Source organism: Paenibacillus rhizolycopersici (assembly GCF_014947195.2).
Lineage (GTDB): Bacteria > Bacillota > Bacilli > Paenibacillales > Paenibacillaceae > Fontibacillus > Fontibacillus rhizolycopersici.
Window position 1 is genome coordinate 1 of the sequence record NZ_JADCNN020000020.1, and the last position, 23,059, is coordinate 23,059.

Here is a 23,059-nt window from a genome sequence, read left to right on the forward strand (position 1 = left end):
ATCCTCGAAACCAAAGGTCTTTTATGAAAAACTAATTTTTGATGAGCGACAAAAACTCCGCCCGAGCGGCTGCATCCTTGCGGAAACTTCCGCGTACGGCTGAGGTTACGGTCTTGCTGCCCGGCTTCTTGACGCCGCGGGCGCACATGCATAGATGCTCGCCTTCGACGACAACCATCACGCCTTTCGGCTGCAGTACCTCGTCCATGATGTCAGCAATCTGCGAAGTAATCCGCTCCTGCACCTGCAAGCGGCGAGTCACCGCTTCAACCAGACGGGCCAGTTTGCTGAGCCCGGCGATCCGGCCGCTCGGAATATAGCCGATATGGGCTTTACCGAAGAAAGGCGCCATATGATGCTCGCATTGACTGTAGTAGACGATATCTTTGACAATGACGAGTTCCTCGTGATTCTCCTCGAAGGTCACGCCCAGTACGTCACGGGGATCCACTTCATATCCGGCAAAAATCTCCTCATACATCCGGGTCACCCGGGCCGGGGTTTCGAGTAGTCCTTCACGTTCCACGTCTTCCCCGATCAATTTCAGGATTTCCCGAACATGATGTTCAATTTGCTCCCGATTGTCGCCTACCTGCTTGTTTACATAATCTTTCAATCCAGCCATCTTCAGCGCCTCCTCCCTTCACATGAAATATGTGAAACGTTTCATTATTTTTTCTTCTTTGTCGGACGGCCCGGTACCGGCGCTTGTCCGCCTTGATTTTTCATCATCTGCTGCGCGCGTTGCATCTGTTTACTGTTCAGGTTATACCCCATTTGCTTCGCCATCTTTTGCAGCATCTCCGGATCGCTCTGCATCTTCGTTAGCTGTCTGCGGAGGTAAAATACCCCGATCGCGAAGCCGCCGACCAGCCCGACGATTAAAGTAATGATTGGAATAACGATATCCATGCTTCAGCCACCCCTGGATTATAATCGTGCAGCCCCTGCTATAAAGGCCGGCGCACTCCAAATATCATAGCATCCAGCCTGCCGCGATTCAAGGATTCAGGCCAAAACCGCCTCGATAAACAACGTGGTTTCCGTCGCCAGGTCGACTTCGTTCACGTCCAACTCGTCGCCGGTTCCCCGCACGATCCGAATGACCGGTCGGCCCGGCAATCCCCGGTGCTGCCTTACAACCACGCCGGTCTCCTTCGTTCCGAGCCGGACCGAGGTTCCGTTCGGATAAACGGAGATGATGCGCGTAAATTCTACAAGCACCTCGTGATCCAGCTCCTGTTCGGAGCAGGCCATCATATGCTCGCAGGCCTCATGCGGTAACAAAACCCGCCCATCCTTACTTCCGCCGCTGATCAGGTTGTCGTACATATTGGCGACCGCGACGATCCTCGGGAACAGATGGATTTCCTCTCCCGCGAGCTTCCGCGGTATGCCGTTACCGTCCGGACGCTCATGATGTTGCAGCGCCGTATGGGCGATTAGCAGATTAAATTCGCGTTTATGACGCAGCAACTCGTATCCCCGCCACGTATGGTGGTTTTTGGGGTCCTCTGGATCGGCTCCCTCTGGCAGTTCCAACGATTTGCCGATATCGTGCAGCATCGCGCCGATGGCCAAATCCTTGAGTTGGGAATATCCCAACCCCAGGTTAAGTCCAATCATGGACGAAATCAGGCTGACGTTAACCGCGTGAAGATAGGCGGCATTATCCGCCGTCCGAATATCGGTAAGCTGCAACAACACTTCCTTGCTATTCAACACGTCGGTCAGCAGAGAGTCGACGCTGTTGCTGATTTTGCGCGTGCTCCAGTCCTTCCCGGAGCGGATCGCCTGCAGCGTTTCGGACATCTCCCGGAACACCGCCTGTTTGGTCGATTCGCTGAGCACGTCTTCGATTTCGATATCCTCGTAATCCGGATCCTTAATATATAACATCGTTACGCCGATCCGCTTCAGCGTGTTGATCATGAACACCGTAAGCTGAACCCCTGACGACAATAACACGGTCCCGTTAGCCGAATACACGGTTTTCCCCAGATGTTGCCCCGGTTCGATATCCTCGATATTGATGAAACGCATCTATGTTATCCCCCTTGCCGGATATCAATCCCCGATGGAAGCCTGCAGCTTCTGCTCGGCGGTCCGAAGCCGAACCCGCACTTCTTCCTCCTGCTCGGCGTCAAGCGCCCGGCCGATCGCTTCTCCGGCCTCCATGCCCCCGATTTGGCTTAATGCCCAAGCTGCGGTTCCCCTTAGCTCTGGACGTGGATCATGAAGCAGTATATCTATTAATTTCGGCACGGAAGTCGGATCTTTGAAGTTACCTAGCGCAATAACTGCATTGCGTTGGATCGGTTTCTTGCCTCTCCAGGCTGCGGCGCTGTCACCGAAACGTTCCTTAAATTCGCGATTGCTTAAGTCTAGCAGCGGCAGCAGCAGCGGTTTGACCTTCTCCGGGTCCGGCGCCAGCTCCGGCCGATGGTTCCATGACTTGCCTTTGTTCTTCGGGCAGACGACTTGGCACGTATCGCAGCCGTACAGACGATTGCCGATTTTAACCATAAATTCTTCATCTACAAACCCTTTGGTCTGCGTCAAAAAAGAAATGCAACGCTGTGCGTTCAGTTCGCCGGGGCCAACTAACGCTCCCGTCGGGCACGCGTCGATGCACTTGGTGCAGTCGCCACAGTCCTCCGTTACCGGCGAGTCCGGAGGAAACGGCACGTTCGTGATCAACTCGCCGAGGTAAATCCACGAGCCCCACTTCGGGGAAATGATCGCGCAGTTTTTGCCCTTGAAGCCAATCCCTGCCCGCTCCGCCACCGCTCGATCTACCAATGCCCCGGTGTCAACCATGCTTTCGATTCGCGCTTCGGGTACGCGTTCGCGGATAAAGCCCTCAAGCTTCTCCATCGCTTCGCGGAGCACCTGATGATAGTCCTGTCCCCAGGCGGAACGAGCCAGGATGCCCCGCCGCTCGCCAGGCGCCGACTTCGGAGGATTCTCCATCTTCGACGGATACGCTACCGCGATCGAAATCAGCGAAGCCGGCTGCGTAAGCGACAATTCCGGATACACCCGTTTATTTAGATCCGGCTCTTCAAAGCCGGATTCGTAACCTTTGTCGCGCCGGTCCTCCAGAATCGCTTTCAGCGACACAAACGGATCAGCGCTGGCAAATCCGACATCGTCGATGCCGAGCTCCGCCGCCGCTTCCTGGATCTCCCGCTTCAGCTCGGCCCAGCGGCTATCCCCAGCCGGTAAACGGGCAAAGCCAGTTTCCGTCATCGGCATCTCTTCCCCCTCCTTGCTGTTCATGTTGCTGTTATGGTAACAAAGCATTATTTTTCAAGAGGACAACCGCTTAATCGCTTCCCGAGCCAACAGGTCGCAATGATTGTTCAGCTCGTTGTCGCTATGCCCCTTCACTTTCACGTATTCCACCTTGTGGATGCCCATGAGCCGCCAAAGTTCTTCCCAAAGGTCGCGATTCTCGACAGGCTGGTTTTTGCTGTTCTTCCATCCGTTCTTAAGCCACCCGCGGATCCAATTCTGTTGAAAACAGTTGACCACGTAGGCGGAGTCGCTGTAGACCTTCACCTGGCAAGGCTCCTTCAAATGGCTGAGCGCTGAAATGACCGCTTGAATCTCCATACGGTTGTTCGTCGTCATTTTCTCGCCGCCGGACAGGTCTTTGCGATGCCCGTTAAACAGCAGCACTGCGCCCCATCCCCCTGGACCCGGATTCCCGGAGCAGGCCCCGTCCGTATATATCATAACTTCCTTCACGATTCATCCTCCCAAACAAACGGCTTATAAATCACGGATCTTGGCAATCGGCCAAAAAACGAATTCAGCACGGCCAACGATCCATTTCTCTTTCACGGTGCCAAAGTAACGGCTGTCTTTGCTCCGTCCGGCATGGCGGTTATCGCCCATCACAAAATAATCCCCCGCGCCGAGTTGAACCTCCGACATGTCACCGTCTTCGATCGCCGAGTCGGTGTACGGTTCGTTCTGGGACTCCCCATTTATAATCAATTGGCCGTCCCGTACCTCGACCGAATCACCCGGTACCGCCACGACTCGCTTAACCAGAAACGGTTTCCGATCGGCATCGACGCTGGGATCCTTCAGCACAACGACTTCGCCGCGTTTCGGATGGCCAAACCGGTACACCATCTTGTCCACGAACAGCCGCTCCTGCTCCTCCAAGGTAGGTTGCATCGACTGCCCCTTCACCATCGACAAATTAAACACGAATACGTTTAACAGCATCATGATCACGAAGGCGATGACGATCGTCTTCAACATTTCCCATATTTCCGCAGCCCAGCGACTCTGCGGCTTGCCGGCGGATCCCTCGAGGTCCGCTTGTGCCTTGCTTTCCGAATCCATGACCGGTTCCATCTTACACCTCATCAAATTTAAACAATCTATATAATAGAAAAGCATATCCTTCACCCATTTGCAATGGATGGAAGATATGCTTCAACATTTCCCGAATTTGCTTCGGGACGTTTTTCATCAATTGGATCCCGTCAATGTCCGAGCTGCCGCGATGCCAAGCTTCTGGAATGCTTCCAAAAACTTGCTGGCTCCATAGCCCATCGCTTCATACAACGGCATGATCGCTTTATTGTGTTCGTCTCCGGCGACCATAATCCGACGGACATTCCGCTGCTGGAATCGTTGTTCCATCGCGGAAACGAGGCTGCGGCCGACGCCGCGCCGACGGTACTCAGGGTGCACGGCCATGCGATAAATGCATCCCGTATTCTGATCGATCGTCCCGATCAATACCCCTTTGATCTCTTCCTCGACTTCCGCAACCATAATCAGTTCGGAATCCCAGGAAAGTTGTCTGGCAAACGCGCACTTGGTATCTTCGTAGCAATCTTCCGATAAGGCCACCTGCAATAGCTCCATCACTTGATTTACATCACTCAACTGAAAGGAACGAATACGCATGCTATGATCTCCCTTTTCTTCACGCAAGATAGGCCGATGTAAAAAAAGAACCCCCCTGTTTTACATCAACCGAATATTTGATTCCAGACAAAAAACGAGGAAAAAACTCTTTCCTTGTCCATTAAACCATAGATATCCCCCAAATACATCATTTTTCTTCTGAAAGCGCTTTATATTAAGCGTTTACAATTATGAACTTTCGCAAAATGTCCTTAACCGACTCACAGTTATGCATATATTTTTATGCATTACCAATAATAGGATTGTTATGCAGGTGTAATACGGAAGGGGCTTTCCTGCTAACTTTTTACACAAGGATGACGAGACTTGATCCAATTCAAACGGGAGGTAAGATCGAACATGGCACATGAATTGCCTGCGTTGCCCTATCCGGCAAACGCATTGGAACCTCATATTGATGAACAAACGATGAATATCCACCATGACCGGCACCATAATACCTATGTAACCAACCTGAACGCAGCTCTGGAAAGTGCGCCTGACCTGCAGGGCAAAAGCGTGGAGGAGCTTATCTCCAACCTGGACGCCGTTCCAGAAAATATCCGTACGGCCGTGCGCAATAACGGAGGTGGACATGCCAATCACAGCTTGTTCTGGAAGGTCATCGGCCCCGGCGGCGGAGGTGCGCCAACCGGTGCTGTTGCCTCCGCGATCGACAGCGATCTCGGCGGTTACGATAAGTTCAAAGAAGATTTCACCAAAGCCGCGACGACCCGTTTCGGCAGCGGCTGGGCCTGGCTTGTCGTTGGCAAAGACGGCAAGCTCTCCGTCACCAGCACGCCAAACCAAGACAACCCGCTCTCTGAAGGCTTGACGCCGATTCTCGGCCTCGACGTTTGGGAACACGCATATTACTTGAAGTACCAAAACAAACGGCCGGATTACATCGCGGCGTTCTGGAACATTATTAACTGGGACGAAGTGAACCGGCTTTACGAAGCTGCGAAGAAATAAAGCCGCGTTGATTACTTACGAAGGAGGGAACATCTATGGCAAAGCAAAAGCGTAAATTGACAAATGACCCGGAGGAGCTCCTCGCCACCAAACACGCCGAGGACGCGCATAAGCAGCAATTCACGAACTTCGCCCACAACGTGACCGGCGGCGGGGCAACCCCCGACCTCGGTAAAGTCGAGGGCGAGGAGCACCGCGAACCGGATACGCAAAACCATATGAAATCCGTGGAGAACCGCATGATGTAATGAGCAACTGCGCAAGGGCTCCGAGAGCAGCAAAAAGGGAAGGCGTGTAGACGCCTTCCCTTTTTGCTGTTGCGGCCGGATAGCGGTAAATTATGGCCTTATTCGGCCGGATTACGGCTCCAAATGGCGCTGATGCCCGAAATAAGGGTACGATTTACCGCTATTGGGCTCTATACAAATGGTTCCGGTGAAATAGCGGTAAACTTTAGCGCTATTCAGCCAAAATATGTCCCAAATGAGCTCTGATGCTGAATATAAGAACACTTTTTAACGCTATTTGCACCCAAAATTGGTGGGGTGGGCCAAATAAGGTGATATTATAACGTTATATTGCTACCACACGAGCTACACAACCTCTAATGAGTCACTCGCCCCTGTTACTAGCTGCTGTCCTAGATCCTTTTATCGCTCCCCACCATCATTCACCACTCTACGAGACAAGAAGCCGACTCTATACTGTCACGGCTGAATAGCGGTAAAAAGTACCGCTATCGTTACCCGGGGATGCGCTTCGCACGCAAATAGCGGTAAATTATGGCCTTATTGGGCCGGATTACAGCTCCAGATGGCGCTGATGCCCGAAATAAGGGTACAATTTACCGCTATTTTGCACTAAACAGGTGCTATCAGTGAAATAGCGGTAAATTTTACCGCTATCTGGCTGATTAATGTCCCAAATGCTCCGATGCTGAACATAAGAACACTTTATAACGCTACATTGCTGCTGCACCTGCTACACAACCTCTAATGAGTCACTCGCCCTTGTTACAAGTTGCTGTCCCAGATCCTTTATCGATCCATCCAACGTTCAACGTTCTATGACTGTACCTCGCACCGATCCACCATCGTGCCTGGCACCAACCAGTCGCCGTTGAATTGCCTTACACTACACTCCTCGGCTTCCTGTCCGACCACATCTCATATACAGTCACGCTTCCTGCCGACTTCACTCCACTACGAGCCAAAATATCCGTTCAGAATGCGCAGGAAAACGTTCGGGAACGCCAGGTTGTCCATGTCCTCCCGAGTGATCCACCGGTACTCGGAGGTTGTGTCTTCGCCGCCCGCCGCGTCATACGCCGCGGCGGTCTCGGCCACGGCCGCGGGGCTGACGCCCCCGCCGGCCAGCGCCCGCATTGGAATCTCCGCGTCAAAGCGAAAGACGCGGAGATTCCAATGGATGTGGCTGAACGTGTGCTCCGCGTTCAGCAGCGCCCCGCCCGGCCGGGCGGGCACCCCGGCGGCGGCCAGAACCGCCGCCAGCCGGTCCATCGCCGGGCCGTCGGGCAAGCCGGCGCCTTCGCCCGGCACGGCGTCGGCGGGGATATGGGGCAGCTCCCACATCCGTGCGAGCAGCCCCGTGTCCGGCCGCCGGCGCACGAGCACGCGGCCGGACAATGCCCCGCCGCCTTCGACGAGGGCGGCGAGCCGGTACTCCGGTCGCGGCGGCTTCGCCTTGCTCTTGACCGGCAGGCGCTCCTCTGCGCCCTCAAGCCGGCCGGCGCAGCGGGCCATCACCGGGCAAACCAGGCATTGCGGCGACTTGGGCGTGCAGACGAGCGCGCCCAGCTCCATCAAGGCCTGATTGAAGTCGGAGGCCCGCCCTTCCGGGATCAGCTCCGCGGCCAGTTCCTCCATGAGGGTGCGTGTCCCGACCTTCGCCACGTCTTCCTCAATCAGGAAGTAGCGTGACAGCACCCGCATGACGTTCCCGTCCACCGCCGGCTCCTGGCGGTTAAATGCGATGCTCAGGATGGCCCCGGTTGTATACGGGCCAACTCCCTTCAAGGCGGACACCTCCGCCTTGGTATTCGGCACGATCCCGCCGTGCCGCTCCATGACCTGTTTGGCCGCCGCTTGCAGATTGCGGGCCCGCGAATAATAACCAAGCCCTTCCCAGCACTTCAGCACGTCTTCCTCCGGCGCCTCCGCCAAATCAGCAATCGTCGGGAAGCGCTCAATAAACCGTTGAAAATACGGAATAACCGTATCCACGCGCGTCTGCTGCAGCATAATCTCCGACACCCAAATATAATAAGGATCGCGGTGCCTGCGCCAAGGCAGGTCCCGCTTGGATTGCTCGTACCAGCCGAGCAGCTCCGTACTGAAAAATATCCGTGTTTCCCTGTTTCCCCGCATGTTGCTCTCCTTCTATTTCACGCGTTCCACCACAGCAAAAGCCGAAGCCAGCTGCCGCTCATGCGTAATGCTAAGATGTATGGCGTATCCGTCGTCCTCCGGACGATTCGCTCCAGTTAACCCCAGCCGTTCCCATGCCTCCGGAGTCAATGAAACCGACGGCTTCCCGTTCGCATCGGGCAAGATCTCCATGTCGGTAAAGCTGAGCACCTGGCCGATCCCGCAGCCAAACGCCTTGCTGACCGCTTCCTTGGCCGCGAACCGCCCCGCCAAAAACTCCGCTGGACGAGCCGATTGACCCGGCAACTCCAGCTCCGCTGCGGTCAAGATCCGCCGCCGAAACCGTTCGCCGATCGCCTTGTTCAACAAGCGCTCCATGCGATGAATTTCGACGATGTCATGTCCGATTCCGAAAATCAAAAGGCAGCCCTTCTTCCTTCTATCTTCTTCCTTCTATCCTGGCGTCTCGTCCGGGACTAGTCCGTAGACGGCCGCTTCCCCCATTGTATCAGGGAACCCGCAGCGGTGCGAGTCTTGGTGAGAACGGAAATGATCCCTTTCTCACCAACCGCAAGATTGATCAAGAAGAGCATCCATCTATCAGCTATACTATAGGCATAGACCGGTCTGGAGGAAGTTATGAACCAAATCCGCATCATTCAACAAAGCATCGAATATATCGAAGCGCGGCTAGGCGAGGAGCTTACGTTAGCCGAGGTGGCCAAGGCGATGTTTTACTCCGAATACCATTTCCATCGCACGTTCCTCTACTTCGTTGGGGATACGATGACCTCTTACGTCCGAAAGCGAAGACTATCCCAAGCGGCCGAGCTCCTGGCCCATTCCGACATGAAGGTACTCGATATTGCGCTGCATTGCGGCTTCAGCTCCCACGAAGCTTTCACCCGAGCCTTCCGGAAAATGTACGGGATCTTGCCGACGGAATGCCGCCGCCGCGGCTGCCCGCCTTACCTGGTGCCTAGGGCCAACCCGCTTCGAGACTTCGTTGCCCAAATTTCTTACGATTGGGGAGATTATGACATGCAATACCGTATCGAGCAAGTTCCGTCCATGCGTATCCTGGGATTTTCGCTGCAAACGTCTACCGTAGAAGGGGAAAATCACAAAGACATCCCGGCTTTCTGGCAAAAGTACATGCGCGAACAATGGGCCTCTCGCGTGCCCGGTAAGCTTCACCCCAACGTCGAGTTGGGCGTCTGCACCACCGTGGACGAAGACGGCACGTTCCGTTATATCATCGGCTTTGAGGTCGACGAAACGGCTGAGGTTCAAGAAGGCCTAACCGAGTTTCGAATCCCGCCGGCCACCTATGCCATCTTCACCACTCCGCCAGCCGGCGAAGCTGACTTCACCTCATCCATCCAGCAAACCTGGGACGAGATCTTCACCAACTGGTTCCCGTCGTCCGGCTATGAGCAAGTGGCTGCACCCGATTTCGAATGGTACGACGAACGCTGCTGGCCGAAGGAAGACAAACAGATCGACATTTACATTCCAGTTCAACCGGCTGGCGCGAAAGCCTAATCCTGGCTTATCTGTCAGGCCCAGCAGCCCCACAAACAAAACAACCCGTTCCTCCGTACGGAGGAACGGGTTGTTTCACTTTATAAATAGGGCTACTCGTACCGCAGCGATTCGATCGGATGCAGCTTCGACGCTTTGTTCGCCGGATACAACCCGAAGAAAATACCCACCGCGGCCGAAAATCCGAAAGCCAGCAAAATCGCCCAAACCGAGACGACAAACGGCCAACCCGAAATCAATGCAAACACCCAGGCCGCTAATAAACCGAGCAACGCACCGAGCGTCCCGCCAAAGAACGAGAGAATCACCGCTTCAATCATGAACTGAAGCATGATGGTCCCTGGCGTTGCGCCGATCGCTTTACGGATCCCGATTTCCCGAGTCCGCTCCGTCACGGAGACCAGCATGATGTTCATGACCCCGATCCCCCCGACCAACAGGGAAATGCCGGCGATGGAGCCGATAATCGTCTGCAGGATGGAGAACGTGCTTTTGATCATTTGCTCGGCATCTTTTGCCGATTCCGAGACATATGCGTCCTTGCTCACGTTCTTCCGATCCGCCAACCAGGATTTGATCGACTCCACCGTTTCGTCCATTCTCTCCGGCGAAGTGGGAAGGACTTCGATCATGCCTAGCCGGTCACTTGGCCCTTCCCCGTCCGTAGGCATGGCGGTAATGGGTGCGTAAGCGGAATAACGCTCTCCGCCCATCCCGCTCATGAGGCTCTCCTGCACCTTATACACCCCAACGATCCGGAACAGTCCCCCGGATAACTGGATCTTCCGGCCGATTGCCCCTTGCGCAGACCCAAATACTTTATCTGCATATTTGGCCTCGACCACAATGGTTTTTTGACGCGCCCGTTCCTCCTGAGAATTGAAAAAGCGCCCTGCCACCATATCGATTTTTTGCAGCTTCGGCGATTCCGAAGTCGTCCCGGTCACGCTGAATTGCAAATCGTCCTTCTTAAATTTGCTCGTCATGCCGTAGGACGACGACGCAGAAACGTAACGCACCCCCGGAAGCTTACGGATTTCAGCTAATTCCCGCTGCCGGAAATAGGTATTGTCATCGGGTTCTCCGTTGTTATAGTTCGGATAAATCAGGAAATATCCATCTTCGTAATTCGACATTTCGGACATAATCGAGCTTTGGCCGGCTTGCCCGATGGACACGACCGTAACCACCGCGGCGACGCCAAAGACGATGCCGATCATCGTCAGGAAGGAACGCAGCTTATTCATTCGGAGATTGTCCAGGGCAACGAGGATACTCTCCCAAATGCTCATAGGCTAACACTTCCTTTACGCTTGTCGCTTAAGATCCGGCCGTCCCCAAACGTAATGATTCGGTCGGCATTCTCGGCGATATCCGGCTCGTGGGTAACGAGCACAATCGTCGTGCCATCGGCATGAATTTCTTTGAACAACTCCATGATTTCATAGGACGATTTCGTATCCAAGTTTCCTGTTGGCTCGTCGGCCAATAAGATTGGCGCGTTCATCGTTAGTGCCCGGGCGATTGCGACCCGCTGCTTCTGCCCCCCGGAAAGCTCATTTGGACGATGCTTGACCCGTTCGGCTAGTCCAACCCTGCCCAGCAGCTCGAGCGCCCGTTCGTTGCGCTTCTCCCGGGAAATGCCGGCATACATCATCGGCAGCGTGACGTTCTGCAAGACGGTTTGTCGGCCCAGCAGATTAAAGCTTTGGAAGACAAAACCGATTTTACGGTTTCGCACCCGGGACAGTTCCTCCTCGCTCAGGGACTGCACCGGATCTCCATCCAGCTCATAGCTACCGGCGGTCGGGATATCGAGGCAGCCGATTATGTTCATCAGCGTCGACTTGCCGGAGCCCGACGAGCCCATGATCGCTACGAACTCGCCTTTTTCGATATTCAAGTCGAGCGGCATCAAGGCCTGCACCTCGAGAGGACCGTTTTTATATACTTTGGTGATTCCTTCCAGCGTAATCATCGAACCTTCACCTTAGCGCCGTCCTGCAGTTTGTCGCCGCCTTCGACAACCACGAGGTCACCCGCGGTCACCCCTGTGAGCAGCTCGATTTGTTCTTCGCCTTCCTTGCCCGTTGTGACAAGTGCCTTAACGGCAACCCCGTCCTGGACCTTAAAGACGTACGCCTGCTCACCGTCGTACTGAACCGCGTCGATCGGCGCGAGCAACCGTTCCTTGTCGGGAATCTCCATTTCGACCGTCACGTTATAACCTGGACGAAGCTCCGGCGATGCCTGATCCAGGCTGACCTTCATTTCCACCGATGTATCCTTGGATGTCGGATCGGACAGCCCTGCCGTTGGAGCCAGGTAAGAGATCGTGCCGTCATAACTGTCCGTGAAGGCCTCGCCGGTAACGACGGTCTTCATCCCTTGCGCCGCTTTCCCTGCATCCAACTCGTTCAGGTATGCCGTTACCTTCAGACTGCTCACATCGGCAATCTTCGCGATTTCTCCGCCTTCGGCAAGCATTTGTCCTGCGTTCGCTGTTAGAGAGGTAACCACGCCGTCCGCAGGAGCCAGCACCTGCTGGTTTGCGAGCTGCTTCTCCAGGGATTCGATCGTTAACTGACTGGATCGGATACGTAAATCATAGGCAGTGAGGTCCAGCTCCTTCGGCTCCTGGTCGGGGTTTTCGGTAAACGCCTGCTTGAAGCTTTCAAAATGCTGCTTCTTAGCCGCCAGCCGCTCTGCTTCGGTCAATTGCAGATTAATTTGCTCCTTCTCTAGCTGGTCCTTGACCTGTTCCATACTAAGCGTTAATAGAATCTGTCCCTTCTTGACCGTATCGCCCTGCTTGACCTTCAAAGCTCCCACTACGCCGCTAGCCGGCGCATATACTGCCGTCGTCTGTCCTGGCTCCAGCTTGCCATTCGTAAAGATCTGCTCGACGATCTTCCCCATCGTTACTTCTGCGGTCTTCACCTCGGCCGCCCGATTGAGCCCCACCATATTGGTGATCACCAACGCGACGACGGCCAATCCTACGACGGCACCCCAAAACCATTTCTTCTTGAACAAGTCCATCACCTATCCTATTTATGTATAATTGCGGACTTAACTCAGCAGCAGAGAGCCCAGCGAAATGACAACCCAAGCTGCAATAATCCAGGTGGCCACCGTTTTGCGCGGCCGGTTCATAATTACCGAGGAGCCGATAATGTACAACACAAGGCTCCAAATGGAGAACGGATTGATCAAGGACAGTAAGCGATACGTCTGGCTGGACTTATCGGCGACAAAGGCCCCTAAGCTAAGCGAAACGTCCGTAGCCGATTGAACGTCCATCGTCATGACCATTATCCCCGTAATCAAGCTGCCTACGATGCCCGGCAGGGCTGCAAATGCAGCGATGGATACAAACTGCATGTATTTGCCTTCCCCGCGAACCACCAGATTCAGCAGCATCAGCAGCAGACCTGTCACGAACAACATGATCACCGGCATGATCGCGCCCATGATGTAAGCGGTCGTTTTCGCCGTGGCCATAAACGTTTGTTGCATGCCTGCGTCGATTTGTTGGTTCTGGAACTGCCGTTGAAACTCCTTCTCCAGCGTCGGCATCTGCATGTAGATCACCACAACGGAGACAACCAGCAGCACCGCAAGCGCGAACAACCAAGTCGTCTTACTCTCCCGCACCCGTTTAAACGTTTCTTCCGGTGCCGTAAAAATCGTGAATACGTTTTTCAATGAAACCCCTCCTCAAATCTCCCAACTTAACTCCATCCTATACCACTTCCAAATAAAGACTATAACATGGATCATGTTATATATACGGACAAAGTCGTAAAGAGATTCATAGGCCGTTCCATCCGCGAGTCCACGCATGCCGCTTCGTAATGTCTCCCTGCATTATAGCGTTTTCTCCTAACAACGCCACAGGCCGCGGTCCGGGATTTGTCCTGGACTTAAGTCCAAGTCCACAAGACAAAAAAACGCGAGCCTCCGGGCATAGCGCCCAGGCTCGCGTAGTGGTGATACCGATGTTTGGCCTCCGGCCTTCTTCTGCCGGCGCCTCTTGTATTCAGATACCCGGGATCGGGCTGCGCTTGTGCTCCGTCTTCCGATAGAACGACTCCAGCCGCTCTTGGACCGCCGGATCCACCGGCTTGCCTTCGAGATAATCGCTGTTGTCATCGTAGCTGATTCCGAGCTCTTTCTCGTCCGTTTGCCCTTCCCAAAGGCCGGCGGTTGGCGCCTTATCAATGACGCTTTGCGGCACGCCGAGGCGGGCGGCAAGCTGGCGAACCTGACGTTTGTTCAGCGAGCTAAGCGGCGTGATGTCAACGGCCCCGTCGCCCCATTTGGTGTAAAAGCCGGTAATCGCCTCGGAAGCATGGTCGGTGCCAACGACAAGCAGGTTAAGCTCGAATGCCAGCGCATACTGCATAACCATCCGCGTCCGCGCCTTGATGTTGCCTTTGCCTTGCGGGCTCAGGTGACGGGATTTGCCGATTTTTCTAAAACTGTGCTCGACTTCGAGGGCCATTTCGTCTACGGCTTCCTCAATGTTCGTCTCCGCCGTATGTTCAAGTCCAAACGCCTTGGCCACCTCGTAGCTGTGATCGATATCCTCCTGCTCCCCGTAGGGCTGGAATACGCCCAACGTCATATACGGTTGGCCGGTTTCCTGCGTCAGCTCGTCTGTCGCCCTTTTGCATAAGCCGGTCGCCACGGCGCTGTCGATCCCGCCGCTAATGGCAATTAAGAGGCCGGTCGTGCGCGCAGCTTTGACATGCTCCTTCAAGAAGTCAACGCGACGGCGAATTTCCTCCTCCACGTCGATGACAGGCTTTACGCCCAACCGTTTAATGATTTCCTGTTGCAAGCTCATTCTTAAATCCCTCCACATCCTTAATATTACACCCTATGTAAGTCGCATTCCCCAAATCTAAAAACGCCCCGGGCCCATCCGGACAAACCGGATGGCGGGGCGAAAGCGGCTGGCGGTTCGGCCGCCGCCAGGATCTGCTTACCGGCAGAACCGGTCGAACGCGCTGGTCAGATCGGCGGCGATTTCCTCAGCCGAACGATCTTCAATTTGGTGGCGCTCGATGAAATGGACAAGCTCTCCGTCCTTCATCAAAGCGATCGAAGGCGAAGAAGGCGGATACGGCGCGAAATATTCGCGTGCTTTTGCCGTTGCTTCCTTGTCTTGTCCGGCGAATACGGTGAACAAGTGATCCGGCGTCAGATCGTGCTGCAGCGCCTTCGCAACGCCAGGACGGCATTGCCCCGCCGCGCAACCGCAAACGGAATTAACAACGACCAGTGTCGTTCCCTTCGCGTTTGGCAACTTCTCCTCGACTTCGTCCGGCAAGCGCAGCTCTTGAACGCCCAGCACGGTCAATTCGTCTCTCATCGGTTGCACCATGTCTCGCATATATTGGTCAAATGACATCGACATTACCTATCACTCCTTATGCAATAATGAAATGGCTTGTTACCCAAGCGCCGCGCCATGCGTCGCTCCTAGCCAGATTAATTTTATTATACATTCATAAGGAAGGAAAGCAACTCTCCCCTATCGCTCCCCACAACCCATTCGGGCTTACAAGAGCGGGAAGAATACCGTAAACGTCGTGCCTTGCCCTTCCGCCGAATCAACGCTGATTTTGCCACCGTGGCGTTCAATGATACTGAGACATAAAGCCAGCCCGAGTCCTGTGCCCTTCGCTTTCGTGGTGAAAAAGGGCTCGAACAGTTTCTCCCGCTGCCCGGGAGGAATCCCCGGTCCCGTATCGCTGACAAGCAACAGCGCGCCTTGATCGGCCACCTTGGTCTCGAGCGTCAGTTGTCCCTTCTCTTCCATCGCTTCCATCGCGTTGCGCGATAAGTTCAAGATCAGCTGCTTGATCTCCTTGGCGTTCAGCAGCAAGGGCGGCAGGGAATCATCCAATTTGACTTCGATCGTTTGCCCGCGAAGGTTTGCGTCCGCCCAGAGCAGCGGCGTCAATTCCTTGATGATGTCGTGGAGGTGGCATTTCTCGCTTTCGACCGGACGATTCTGCGCAAGGGAAAGAAAGTCATTGATGATGCCGTTCGCCCGGTCCAGTTCCTCCATCACAATCCGGTAGTAATGGTCCAACGTCGGAGGGCTCTTCTCCCGCATTAGCTGCAGGAATCCCCGGACCACTGCCATTGGATTGCGGATTTCGTGAGTTATGCCGGCGGCCATTTGACCGACCAGGCTAAGTCGTTCCACATGGTTCAGCTCCATTCGAAGCGTTTCCAATTCGGTGATATCCTGAACGATGGCCACCGCGCCGATGACTTCTTTGGAATGGCTTTTTTGAATCGGCGAAGTACTGGTAAAATAAATATGATCGTTCGCTTTGATCAAATCGGTCATCTTGATTTGGCCTTCAAGCGACTGCTCGACCCTGGAGGCGATTGACTCGATCGGGACGCCGCTGAGCACGTCATTCAGCTTGCGCAGCAGCAAATCCTCGCGTCGCAGCTCCTCCGACTCCTCGCGGTACGTCCGGTATAACTGGAGAAACGTGTCGTTTATCGATATAATATTGCCTTGTTGATCCAGCAACACGATGCCCAGCGGTGCGGCGTCCATCATCTGCTGCAGCTTCTCCGCTTCCCGGAAGTATTCGCGCGACAGCTGCATCACTTGGCCGCGGAGCTTTTCCTTCTCCATCGTGCTTTCAATCATGTAAACGAACAAGCTACCGACCAGCATCGTCACCAGCACATTGACGAGCCAATTGGATAACGCGCCAAGATCGGAATTAAACGACATGTTTCCGGCCAAAAATGGAGACAACGCGATCATCGTCTCCCCACCCATAAAGAAGAGGGAAAGAATAGCCACTTTACCCTGTCGGCCGGTCCTTTTGAAATAGCGGGAAGTGAGTAGAACAAAGGGATACAAGAGTAATCCCGTCTCCATGATAAACCCAACAAGGGTGTAATTTACTGCAAACAGTGGATAGAGTATGATCTGCATCAGAGCCAATGCGACCCCGTCCCGAAACCTGCCATACAGCATCAGGGCAAACAGGGGTAAAATTCCAAAATTCAGCGGAATAACGTCCTCTATCCGCGAGGCGAAGATATCGCAGAGCAGCGTGCTGCACAAGCAGGTATACGTTAAGCCTATGGCGAAGGGTTGCCCCTTGGCAGTACGGTTGTTGTGCTGCCAGTAGCAATTCCGTTTCTCAAACGTCAATGGAAACAGAAAGGCCGGCAAGCTGGCAATCAACACTTGAAGCAGGATCTCTTTTACAGCATCCACGTTCTCCCTCCTCAGGCGGAAGAATACAAGAATACAACTCTAGTTTCGATTAAATCATAGCCGACAAAGTTTTACAATAATGCATAGTTTAGAAAATAGTAAGAAAGTACAAATAGAGAGGATACGAACATGAAAAATGTAGACGTAATCGTCATCGGCGGCGGCCCCTCCGGGCTGATGGCTGCCATTGCCGCAAGCAAGCAAGGTGCCAAAGTGCTTCTTGTGGACAAAGGAGACAAGCTGGGGCGAAAATTGGGCATATCTGGCGGCGGAAGATGTAATGTCACCAACGCGAAAGAGCTCGATGAACTGATCAAGTTTATTCCCGGCAATGGGCGTTTCCTTTACAGCGCTCTAACCACCTTCAGCAATCAAGACATTGTGGCGTTCTTTGAAGATTTAGGGATCAAGCTGAAAGAAGAGGACAACGGGCGCATGTTCCCTGTTTCTGATAAAGCCAAGACCGTGGTAGATGCACTGATCAGCAAAGTGCGCTCCCAAGGTGTCGAAATCAGAGTAAACAGCCCCGTAGAGGAAGTGCTCTATGATAATGGTCGAACCGTCGGCGTCAGGCTGAAAACAGGGGAAGTGTTAGAGAGCTCGGCGGTGATTGTCGCTGTTGGGGGAAGATCCGTACCTCATACAGGTTCAACGGGTGACGGATATGCTTGGGCCGAACGCGCCGGACACTCGATAACGGAACTCTTCCCAACAGAAGTTCCATTGACCTCTAACGAGCCCTTCATTCAAAGCAAGGAATTGCAGGGGCTCTCCTTGAGAAACGTTTCCCTTTCCGTATGGAGTCCCAAGGGGAAAAGGTTGATCGAGCATCAAGGTGACATGCTGTTCACACACTTCGGGATTTCAGGACCGATTGCTTTACGGTGCAGTCAGTTCGTCGTCAAAGCTTTGAAGCAGTTTGGGACGGGCAATGTGGAAGTATCCGTCGATTTCGCCCCGGATAAGAGCCTGGATGAAATCTATCATGAAACCCTGAAGCTTACCGAACAAGAATCTAAAAAGTCGATCAAGAACGCATTAAAAGCTTATTTGCCTGAAAAAGTAATTCCACTCCTCCTTCAGAAAGCTGAATTAGATCCCCACCTGACGTACGATCACATTCCGAAGCAAAGGTGGCTGCAACTCGCCCAGTTCATGAAACGTTTCCCGATTCGGGTGTATGGCACGTTATCCATTGAAGAAGCATTCGTAACGGGCGGCGGGGTGAATTTAAAGGAAATCGATCCCAAAACGATGCAATCAAAGCTGATGCAGGGACTGTATTTCTGCGGCGAAATTCTGGATATCCACGGTTATACCGGCGGGTATAACATTACTGCTGCCTTCTCAACGGGTTACACCGCGGGCAGCAGCGCAGCGCTAACTGCTGGATGACCACCGAGCGGAACGACAAAAGGGACGCCGCGGAGCTCGAGCTCGCTTCGTCCCGTTGCAGGGCGGCGAATGCCGCCAAGGTTATTCCTCCCGTTCTCTAGCGATGTCTATCAAGCCGAATGATCCGTATGATCATCCATGTCGCACTTGTCCGCCTCTAGTCGATCGTGCTCCCGTCGCTCGATCCAGCTGCCGAAGCGTACAAATACAAAGGCGATCACCAATGTGAATAACACGATACCGTAGAAGCCGGCTCCAACGCCGATGCCCACGCCCCCTGCAAATAGGATCATCGCCGCGGACGTCAGTCCCTTTACCTCGAATCCGGCTTTCATAATGAGGCCTGCCCCGAGAAAGCCAAGTCCGCTGACGATTTGCGCCGTAAGTCGCATCGGGTCCATCATCGTTCGGTCGTGCAAATGACCGTATCGCACGGCGCTTTCGATCGAAACAATCGTGATAAGCGCCGATGCGAGCGTGACGAACGTATACGTCTTTACGCCCGCCGGCTTGTTCTTATGCGTGCGGTCGAAGCCGATCACGAGTCCGAGCAGAGCGCTGATCAACACTCGGAAATAGATTTCATACGCGGAAAAGAACGCCAGCATCTGCATCTCCGTCCCGCGCATCATCGCCCTCCTCCAATCGGCAAGCCCTTCGGTTCGCCCGCCAGCCGCACCGCAGTGTTGTCAACTTGGGTCATAAGCGCTACGTCACTCTCTCCCTTCGCCGTCATTCCCTTTCTCGGACAGGTTCGCATCCAACCTTTCCGCTAACTCGATCAGCTCCAGCGGGGTTCCAATCGTATACCGCGGGATCTCCGAATCGTCTGCCGGCGTCTTCGGATACCGCGGCGTCCAGCTCAGGAACACACTGTTGATGCCAAGCGCATTCGCTCCCTTGGCGTCGCGGCTCAGGTTGTTGCCAACCATAATCATTCTGGTAATGTCGGTTTCATCCAGTTCCATGGCGCCCATGGCCGCCTTGAACATCCGCGGGTTCGGCTTCGTTGCACGGATGTTCTCGGAGTAGATGAGCGTCTCGAAGCATTCATAAAGACCGTTTCGGATCAACAGGTTTTTGAACGATTGCGCTGCGCCGTCGGCCACTATCGCCAGCCGGAATCCCCGCTCCGCCAACGTCTTTACCAACACGTCCGCGCCGGGAATGACACGGCCGTCAAGCACGATGCCCTCCTCGTCCCTTGTCTCGGTGCTTTCATCAATAATCGTATCTCCGCAATCCAGGAAGATAATCAACTTTCTCGGATTCGGATTGGCTGGGGCACGTTCAATCATGGCGTACACCTCTTAAGTTTAATTGTTCCGCATAATGGCAGGCCACGGAATGGCCGTCTGCGATTTCCCGCAACTCCGGCGATTGCTGCGCACATTTCTCGGTGCGGTAGGCACAACGCGGATGGAAGTGGCAGCCGCTCGGCGGATGGGCCGGGTTCGGCACCTCGCCTTCCAGAATGATACGGCTATGGTCCGCTTCCGGATCGGGCTGCGGCACGGCTGACATGAGCGCCTCCGTGTACGGATGCTTTGGACCTGCGAACAACGCCTTCGTTGGCGCCAGCTCGACAATACGTCCTAAATGCATGACGGCGACGCGGTCTGAAATGTTCTGCACAATAGACAAGTCGTGAGAAATAAATAGATATGTGATCTTAAACTGCTCCTGCAAATCTTTGAGCAGATTAATAATCTGCGCTTGAATGGACACGTCCAACGCGGACACCGCCTCATCGCAGACGATCAACCGCGGCTTCATGATCAGGGCGCGGGCGATCGCGATCCGCTGCCGCTGGCCGCCGGAGAACGCATGTGGATAACGGCGCAGATAACTGACGTTGAGGCCGGCTTTTTCCGCGATATCCTTCACTTTCTCTTCGACCTCCGCCCGGCTCAGCTTGAAGTTGGCGACGAGCGGCTCCGAAATAATATCGAATACGCTCATGCGCGGGCTAAGAGACGAGTAAGGGTCCTGGAAAATCATCTGAATATCTCTGCGCAGCCGCTTAGCCTCTTTTCCCTTCAACTTCAGAAAGTCAACTTGTTCATCCTCCTCGGTGCGATAGATGACTTGCCCTGTGGTGGCGGGGATGCCTTTGACCAGACAACGGCCAAGCGTCGTCTTGCCGCAGCCGGATTCCCCAACGATACTTAGCGTCTCTCCTTCGTACAACTCGAACGAAATATCGCTTAACACCTGGACCTTCGTTGGCTTAGCGAATAACTTCGCCGACTTCGGCTTCACCTGAAATTCCTTGTTCAACTCGACGACGTCGAGCATGGCGTTCGTCATGGCGATTCGCCTCCTTCCGACTCCGAATACAGGAAGCATCTGACGGTATGATCCTCGGAAATCGAGGTCATCGGAACGGCAGACGCATTACACACCCCTTCGATGCGGTCCTTACAGCGTTCATAGAAGCCGCACATCGGCGGCATGTCGATCGCCATCGGCACCGAGCCTTCGATGGACTCCAGCCGCTTATCCTTGCCGCCTCCAAGCCGCGGCATCGATCTCATCAGGCCTTTGGTGTAAGGATGTTTCGGATTGCGGAACAATTCCTTCACCGGCGCCTGCTCAACGATTTTGCCCAGGTACATGACCGCAACCTCGTCACACATCTGCGCGATAATGCCAAGATCGTGCGTAACCAGCAGAATCGACATGCCGAACTCCTGCTGAAGCGCGCGCATCAGTTCAAGCACCTGCGCCTGAATCGTCACATCTAACGCTGTTGTCGGCTCGTCGGCGATTAAAAGCTCGGGATTACATGACAACGCCATCGATATCATCGCGCGCTGCCGCATCCCCCCGGAGAACTCATGCGGATATTGATCATACCGCTTCTCCTCGTCCGAAATGCCGACCTTGGATAACATCTCGAGCGCAATGTTTTTGGCTTCCTTCTTGTCCTTCGTTCGGTGGATGCGAATGGCCTCCACGATCTGGTTGCCGATCGTATACATCGGAGAGAACGCCGTCATCGGCTCCTGAAAGATCATGGAGATTCTCCGGCCGCGAATGGAGCGGATCGCCTTCCCGTTGGGTTCTAAGGAGAGAATGTCCATGTCCATCTCCTTCGCCCCCTTGCCGTCGGAAGGGCGATAAACAATCGAGCCCGACGTCTCGCACTCCTTCGGATTGAGGTGGAGGAGTGATCGGCTGGTTAAGCTTTTGCCGCAGCCGGACTCACCAACGAGCCCCAGCGTCTTCCCTTTACGTATGTCAAAATCGACCCCATCCACAGCATTCATGATGCCGTTGTCCAGCTGGATACGGATCTTCAGATTTCGGACCGAGAGCAGAGGCTGCTCGGTTGCTAATGGTTGCGTCGTCATACGGTCCCCTCGCTCGCTTCAAAGTATCGTTGAATCATTTCTTATACGGATCGGCGGCATCGCGCATCCCGTCGCCCAGGAAGTTGTAGGTCAGCACGGTCAGAATGACGATGCCAAGCGGGAACAGCTTCCACGGATACAGGGCGACGTTCTCAATCTGCTGGGCTTCCTGCAGCAACACGCCCCAACTTGTGGCAGGGGAACGGATGCCAAGGCCCAGGAAGCTCATCGCCGTTTCGGAGAGAATCATGCCGGGAATCGCCAGCGTCGTCGCAACGACAAGGTAGCTGATGAAGCCCGGCAGCAGATGCTTAATAATAATTTTCGTATCGCTGACCCCGGCGATTTTGGCTGCGACGACGTAGTCTTCATTTTTCAACGAGATGAACTTGCCTCGGACGACACGCGCCAGATCGGTCCAACCGATCAGCGCGAAGATGATCACGATGTAGAGATACATCGTGACGACCGGAATGCGCGGCGGTATCGCTGCCGATAACGCCATCCACAACGGAAGCGTCGGGAACGAGCGGATAATCTCGATGATCCGTTGGATAAGCGAATCAATCCAGCCACCGAAGTAGCCGGAGATTCCGCCGAGAATGAGGCCGATTACGAAGCTGATGCCTACCCCGACCAGCGGGATCGACAGCGAGATTTGACTGCCAAGCACAATGCGGGAGAATAAATCCCGGCCCATACCGTCCGTTCCGAGCATGAAAATCCGGCCCGGCTGCTCGACCCCCAGCAGGTGGACGTCGGTGCGGAACAAGCCGAGAAATTTATATTCCTCTCCTTTGACAAACAATTGCAGCGGATATCTCTTCTCCTCGTTATTGACGAATATTTTGCGCATCGTCTCGGGATCACGCTCGGATTTTAATTCATAGACAAAGGGACGAAGATGGAATTTCCCCTCGGCGTCAACGAAGCGCGGCAGTGTCGGCGGCGCGTTAACGTATTTACTGTCATAGCTTTGCAGGCTATACGGCGCGATGAATTGGGCCAGCAGCGCGACAATATACAGGATCCCGAGAATAACCAGGCTGACCCGTGCCAGCTTGTGCCTCTTGAACCGCAAGTACATCAGCTTCCATTGCGAGCTGTAGTTCAGGTCCGATTTGTCGTCCTGCTTGCCCGGCCTTGGGACTTTGGCGGTTGTCGGAACTTTCTTCTTAAATATCGTCGATGTGTTCATC

The 23,059-nt window shown here is 54.2% G+C and carries 24 protein-coding genes and 1 pseudogene; 4 read left to right on the forward strand and 21 right to left on the reverse strand.

The window, feature by feature from the left end:
• Positions 1–31: 31 nt before the first annotated feature.
• The 7 genes and pseudogenes from folE to IM700_RS17995 form a co-directional block, all read right to left on the reverse strand.
• Positions 32–625 carry a GTP cyclohydrolase I FolE gene (gene folE / locus IM700_RS17965; RefSeq protein ID WP_155607229.1) on the reverse strand — a complete coding sequence of 198 codons (594 nt, stop codon included), beginning with the start codon at positions 623–625 and terminating at the stop codon, positions 32–34.
• 44 nt (positions 626–669) lie between these two features.
• Positions 670–912: a YneF family protein gene (locus tag IM700_RS17970; protein WP_155607230.1), complete on the reverse strand. Its 243-nt coding sequence runs from the start codon at positions 910–912 to the stop codon at positions 670–672.
• Between the two features lie 96 nt (positions 913–1,008).
• The gene (locus IM700_RS17975) at positions 1,009–2,043 is read right to left on the reverse strand and encodes an HD-GYP domain-containing protein (RefSeq protein WP_155607231.1); all 1,035 of its coding nucleotides are present in this window, start codon (positions 2,041–2,043) and stop codon (positions 1,009–1,011) included.
• A 45-nt stretch (positions 2,044–2,088) separates the two neighbouring features.
• A pseudogene (gene queG, locus IM700_RS17980) lies at positions 2,089–3,252 on the reverse strand (tRNA epoxyqueuosine(34) reductase QueG); the annotation flags it as partial.
• A 60-nt stretch (positions 3,253–3,312) separates the two neighbouring features.
• The gene (rnhA, locus tag IM700_RS17985) at positions 3,313–3,753 is read right to left on the reverse strand and encodes a ribonuclease HI (protein WP_193416594.1); all 441 of its coding nucleotides are present in this window, start codon (positions 3,751–3,753) and stop codon (positions 3,313–3,315) included.
• 24 nt (positions 3,754–3,777) lie between these two features.
• The gene (lepB, locus tag IM700_RS17990) at positions 3,778–4,374 is read right to left on the reverse strand and encodes a signal peptidase I (RefSeq protein ID WP_155607233.1); all 597 of its coding nucleotides are present in this window, start codon (positions 4,372–4,374) and stop codon (positions 3,778–3,780) included.
• Between the two features lie 117 nt (positions 4,375–4,491).
• On the reverse strand, positions 4,492–4,935 hold the full coding sequence (locus IM700_RS17995) for a GNAT family N-acetyltransferase (protein WP_155607234.1): 444 nt from the start codon (positions 4,933–4,935) through the stop codon (positions 4,492–4,494).
• Positions 4,936–5,295: 360 nt separating this feature from the next.
• Between IM700_RS17995 and IM700_RS18000 the strand changes: the two genes are divergently transcribed.
• Positions 5,296–5,910 carry a superoxide dismutase gene (locus tag IM700_RS18000; protein ID WP_155607235.1) on the forward strand — a complete coding sequence of 205 codons (615 nt, stop codon included), beginning with the start codon at positions 5,296–5,298 and terminating at the stop codon, positions 5,908–5,910.
• 35 nt (positions 5,911–5,945) lie between these two features.
• Complete coding sequence (locus IM700_RS18005; protein ID WP_193416595.1) at positions 5,946–6,158, forward strand: hypothetical protein; 213 nt, start codon at positions 5,946–5,948, stop codon at positions 6,156–6,158.
• 954 nt (positions 6,159–7,112) lie between these two features.
• Here the strand turns inward: IM700_RS18005 and mutY are convergent.
• Together mutY and acpS are read right to left on the reverse strand one after the other, a co-directional pair.
• Positions 7,113–8,297, reverse strand: coding sequence for an A/G-specific adenine glycosylase (gene mutY, locus IM700_RS18010; protein WP_193416596.1), 1,185 nt, complete (start codon positions 8,295–8,297; stop codon positions 7,113–7,115).
• A gap of 12 nt (positions 8,298–8,309) precedes the next feature.
• Positions 8,310–8,717 carry a holo-ACP synthase gene (gene acpS, locus IM700_RS18015; RefSeq protein WP_155607238.1) on the reverse strand — a complete coding sequence of 136 codons (408 nt, stop codon included), beginning with the start codon at positions 8,715–8,717 and terminating at the stop codon, positions 8,310–8,312.
• A gap of 219 nt (positions 8,718–8,936) precedes the next feature.
• Between acpS and IM700_RS18020 the strand changes: the two genes are divergently transcribed.
• Positions 8,937–9,842, forward strand: coding sequence for an AraC family transcriptional regulator (locus IM700_RS18020; RefSeq protein ID WP_155607240.1), 906 nt, complete (start codon positions 8,937–8,939; stop codon positions 9,840–9,842).
• A 92-nt stretch (positions 9,843–9,934) separates the two neighbouring features.
• Here IM700_RS18020 and IM700_RS18025 read toward each other — a convergent pair whose 3' ends face one another.
• From IM700_RS18025 to IM700_RS18055, 7 genes are all read right to left on the reverse strand, one after another.
• Positions 9,935–11,134 carry an ABC transporter permease gene (locus IM700_RS18025; RefSeq protein ID WP_155607241.1) on the reverse strand — a complete coding sequence of 400 codons (1,200 nt, stop codon included), beginning with the start codon at positions 11,132–11,134 and terminating at the stop codon, positions 9,935–9,937.
• Complete coding sequence (locus IM700_RS18030) at positions 11,131–11,820, reverse strand: ABC transporter ATP-binding protein (RefSeq protein ID WP_193416597.1); 690 nt, start codon at positions 11,818–11,820, stop codon at positions 11,131–11,133. The genes IM700_RS18025 and IM700_RS18030 overlap by 4 nt, the downstream gene beginning before the upstream one ends.
• Positions 11,817–12,884, reverse strand: a complete 1,068-nt coding sequence (locus tag IM700_RS18035; RefSeq protein ID WP_239484031.1) for an efflux RND transporter periplasmic adaptor subunit — start codon at positions 12,882–12,884, stop codon at positions 11,817–11,819. The genes IM700_RS18030 and IM700_RS18035 overlap by 4 nt, the downstream gene beginning before the upstream one ends.
• Positions 12,885–12,914: 30 nt before the next feature.
• Entirely contained in the window at positions 12,915–13,550 is a 636-nt protein-coding gene (locus IM700_RS18040) for a Yip1 family protein (protein ID WP_193416599.1), read from the reverse strand.
• Between the two features lie 334 nt (positions 13,551–13,884).
• Positions 13,885–14,694 carry an ammonia-dependent NAD(+) synthetase gene (nadE, locus tag IM700_RS18045; RefSeq protein ID WP_193416600.1) on the reverse strand — a complete coding sequence of 270 codons (810 nt, stop codon included), beginning with the start codon at positions 14,692–14,694 and terminating at the stop codon, positions 13,885–13,887.
• Between the two features lie 138 nt (positions 14,695–14,832).
• Positions 14,833–15,267, reverse strand: coding sequence for a BrxA/BrxB family bacilliredoxin (locus tag IM700_RS18050; RefSeq protein ID WP_155607246.1), 435 nt, complete (start codon positions 15,265–15,267; stop codon positions 14,833–14,835).
• Between the two features lie 144 nt (positions 15,268–15,411).
• Positions 15,412–17,109 (reverse strand): ATP-binding protein, encoded by a 1,698-nt coding sequence (locus tag IM700_RS18055; RefSeq protein WP_193416601.1) that lies wholly within the window; start codon positions 17,107–17,109, stop codon positions 15,412–15,414.
• A gap of 129 nt (positions 17,110–17,238) precedes the next feature.
• Here IM700_RS18055 and IM700_RS18060 point away from each other — a divergent pair, with 129 nt between their 5' ends.
• Positions 17,239–18,504: a BaiN/RdsA family NAD(P)/FAD-dependent oxidoreductase gene (locus IM700_RS18060; protein ID WP_193416602.1), complete on the forward strand. Its 1,266-nt coding sequence runs from the start codon at positions 17,239–17,241 to the stop codon at positions 18,502–18,504.
• A 110-nt stretch (positions 18,505–18,614) separates the two neighbouring features.
• Here the strand turns inward: IM700_RS18060 and IM700_RS18065 are convergent, their stop codons facing one another.
• The 5 genes from IM700_RS18065 to IM700_RS18085 form a co-directional block, all read right to left on the reverse strand.
• Positions 18,615–19,136, reverse strand: a complete 522-nt coding sequence (locus IM700_RS18065) for an MgtC/SapB family protein (protein ID WP_339819900.1) — start codon at positions 19,134–19,136, stop codon at positions 18,615–18,617.
• 81 nt (positions 19,137–19,217) lie between these two features.
• On the reverse strand, positions 19,218–19,802 hold the full coding sequence (locus tag IM700_RS18070; RefSeq protein ID WP_193416603.1) for an HAD family hydrolase: 585 nt from the start codon (positions 19,800–19,802) through the stop codon (positions 19,218–19,220).
• Positions 19,795–20,814, reverse strand: a complete 1,020-nt coding sequence (locus IM700_RS18075; RefSeq protein WP_193416604.1) for an ABC transporter ATP-binding protein — start codon at positions 20,812–20,814, stop codon at positions 19,795–19,797. Before IM700_RS18075 ends, IM700_RS18070 begins: the two co-directional genes overlap by 8 nt.
• On the reverse strand, positions 20,811–21,860 hold the full coding sequence (locus tag IM700_RS18080; protein WP_193416605.1) for an ABC transporter ATP-binding protein: 1,050 nt from the start codon (positions 21,858–21,860) through the stop codon (positions 20,811–20,813). The genes IM700_RS18075 and IM700_RS18080 overlap by 4 nt, the downstream gene beginning before the upstream one ends.
• 34 nt (positions 21,861–21,894) lie before the next feature.
• Positions 21,895–23,058, reverse strand: coding sequence for an ABC transporter permease (locus IM700_RS18085; RefSeq protein ID WP_193416606.1), 1,164 nt, complete (start codon positions 23,056–23,058; stop codon positions 21,895–21,897).
• Position 23,059 lies beyond the last annotated feature (1 nt).